Genomic DNA, 1,961 nt, shown 5'->3' on the forward strand with positions numbered 1-1,961 from the left:
GTCGGTAGAGCAGTTGGCTTTTAACCAATTGGTCGAAGGTTCGAATCCTTCACAGCCCACCACTTTTCTGCAAGTGGCTAAAGAAGTAGAAGCAATACTAGATGGGTCGTTAGCTCAGTCGATTCTTTATGAAGGCAAGGGCAGTTGGCTTTTAACCAATCTTTCGAATGGTTAGCATTCTTCACGAACCCACCACTTTTCTACAAGTGGCTAAAGAAGTAGAAAGCAATACCCAAGGGGGCTGTTAGCTCAGTCGGTAGAGCAGTTGGCTTTTAACCAATTGGTCGAAGGTTCGAATCCTTCACAGCCCACCACTTCTTACTTAATCTTTATTACTCCTCCTCAATAAAGTCAAAAACTACCTTGTTAATGAAATGATATTTGTAGGCTCAGTCATGTTTTTGTAGAACACGTAGTCGGCTTTACTCTCTATATCTACATTGCTCGAGGGTTTGAACTCTTCACTACACCACTTCTAGCTCAATCGATGTAATTTTTTCCAATAAAGTCCCAAAATATCTCGTTAATAAAAGCCAGTTAGTAGGTTTGTAGTAGATCATGCCGCTTCGCTCTCTCGTTATACCGATTGGTATTAAACTTTATTCGCGCTAGTTGGAGTATCGAGATTCATTTATATGGTCTATTTTGTAGGGAATTTATATCGGTAATCGTTACTTGAGTTGTGAAGTGCTCTACCGTTTCAAGATTAGCGTAAAACTTAGTCATAAACTTAAAAATAAGCCGTTGAGTTTTAAATGATGATTTTTATTTTTAGGGCACAATTCATATAAATTTGATATTTCACACTACTTTTTGAGTTTATATATAAAAATATTAAGCATTAATGCGCTAGATTACCGTGGTATGACATATTTTTTACGCAGGCTTGATTAGTTATACCCTATTAGCATTTAGCGTTTGAATTTATTGAACTTTACCTAGTCACTTCCAATTTTCTGATAAAACCTATTCCCAATATCCACAATTGAATACTAACTAAGTTTTCTTTAGCTAGCTTGCTGATTGCTATTATCAATTAACACTTTACTTCATTCTTTACTAATATCTTGTTTGTGTATGCAGATATGATTAATTAGCAAGTGGTGTTCTACCTTTGTCTGATAGACCTATTGCTAATGTTGTTGGTTTGTTAACTCGGTCATATTTTGTGTAGATAATAAAAATATCAGGGAGAAAAGGAATGAAACAAGCAAAGTTAACCTTAATAAGTGCTGCGACCATCGCTGCTATGAGTTTTGGTGCGACAGCCGACACTGAGTTTAAATTTGGTGGTTATGTGAAAGCTGATGTGATGTTCAGTGATTATAGTAATGGAGCGCCGGGATCAGGCAGTTTATCTAGACAGTTTTATGTACCGGGTACTATTTATGGCGATGCGAGCAATGGTAAACAAGTTGTCGATTTTCAAGCTAGAGAATCACGGTTTAACTTTAAGAGTTCCACAGATTTAAATGGTCATAAGCTAACAGGTTTTATCGAACTTGATTTTATGACCCATACCGACGGTAATGAACGAGTATCTAATAGTTATTCCCCGCGTATTAGGCAAGCGTTTGTCAGTTTTGATAATTGGGCGGCAGGGCAAATGTGGACCACATTCCAAAATCCAGGAGCACTGCCAGAAAACTTAGACTTCGTTGGTGCAGCTGATGGTACGCCGTTTGTTCGTCAAGCAATGATCCGTTACACCAATGGTGGCTTTCAATTCTCAGCGGAAAATCCTGAAACAACCTTGAATACTTACAGAGATCCTGCAGGAGCGCGCGTAACAAGCGGAAGCGGTATGGTGCCAGATTTTGTGGCTCGTTATAACATGAAAACAGAAAGCGGCATGGCGTTTACGTTTGCAGGTATGTAGTGGCATAGTGAATTTGGACACCAAGATGTAAGGGGTATAATCCCCATCTAAACACAAGGTGAACAAATGACCCGTAAATCAA

At 38.6% G+C, this 1,961-nt stretch carries 2 tRNA genes and 1 pseudogene; all 3 read left to right on the forward strand.

The window, feature by feature from the left end:
- Positions 1-103 precede the first annotated feature (103 nt).
- Positions 104-195 (forward strand) — tRNA-Lys (locus L2748_RS23690).
- 43 nt (positions 196-238) lie between these two features.
- Positions 239-314, forward strand: a tRNA-Lys gene (locus tag L2748_RS23695).
- A gap of 887 nt (positions 315-1,201) precedes the next feature.
- Positions 1,202-1,876: pseudogene (locus tag L2748_RS23700) on the forward strand (DcaP family trimeric outer membrane transporter); the annotation flags it as partial.
- Positions 1,877-1,961: the final 85 nt, after the last annotated feature.

Source organism: Shewanella sairae (assembly GCF_023283535.1).
GTDB classification, from domain to species: domain Bacteria; phylum Pseudomonadota; class Gammaproteobacteria; order Enterobacterales; family Shewanellaceae; genus Shewanella; species Shewanella sairae.